General features: G+C 67.0%; 1 protein-coding gene. It reads right to left on the bottom strand.

Going from position 1 to position 1,030, the window contains the following annotated elements:
• The coding region (locus ACFY0F_RS39100) for an AMP-binding protein (RefSeq protein WP_388806000.1) at positions 1-1,030 on the bottom strand (1,030 nt) is incomplete at both ends.

The following is a 1,030-nucleotide window of genomic DNA, read 5'->3' as shown; positions in this document are numbered from 1 at the left end:
GGACGATGGTGTCGGGGCAGGCTTCCAGGACGCGTCGTACCGCGGTCGGGGAGATCACGTCTCCACCGGTGAAAACCTCACGGACCCCGGCGAAACACTCCGGAGCCTCCTCCGCGATCACCCGGAACAGACCCGCCGTCACATCCAGCCCGGTGATCTCCTCCTCCCGCAACAACCGCGCAACCGTACCCACCTCCAGATCCCCCGGAGGCGACACCACCACCCGACCACCCCGCAACAACGGCACCCACAACGCATACGTCGACGGATCGAAAGCGAACGACGCCAGCAACAGCACCCGCTCATGCCCCTCACGGAACAAACGGTCACCCGCCAGCTCCAGCACATCCCGATGCGTGACCCCCACACCCTTGGGCTCACCCGTCGACCCCGACGTGAACATCACATACGCCAACTGCTCCGGCAGCGACACCACACCCGGATCCACCGCCGGCAACCCACCCAGCAGCTCATCCCCGTCCACCACCACCACCGGGCAACCACCCGGCAGCCCACGCCCCGCCATCACACGATCCGCGACCACCACCGAGGCACCCGCCTCACCGACGATCCACTCCATCCGCTCCACCGGCAGCCCCACATGCAACGGCAGATACGCCCCACCCGCCTTCAACACCGCAACGATCGCCACCACGGTGTCCACCGAACGCTCCATCACCAACGCCACCGGCGACTCCGCACCCACCCCCAGACCGATCAGCCGATGAGCCAGCCGATTCGCCCGTTCATCCAACTCCCGATACGACAACTCCCGACCCGCACACGACACCGCCACCACATCCGGCGACCGCCGCACCTGATCCGCGAACCGCTCCTGAACCGACCCCCCGAACACCACCTCACACGCCGAGCCGTTCCACTCCACAACAACCCGCCGCCGCTCCTCCTCACCCAGCACATCCAGAGCCGACACCCGACACCCCGGATCCGCCACCACCCCCGACAACACCCGACCCAACCGCTCCACCAAACCCACCGCAGTCACCCGATCGAACAAATCCACCGCGAA

This window comes from Streptomyces sp. NPDC001544 (assembly GCF_042894285.1).
GTDB lineage: Bacteria > Actinomycetota > Actinomycetes > Streptomycetales > Streptomycetaceae > Streptomyces.
This window is presented reverse-complemented; position numbering and strand designations above follow the sequence as displayed.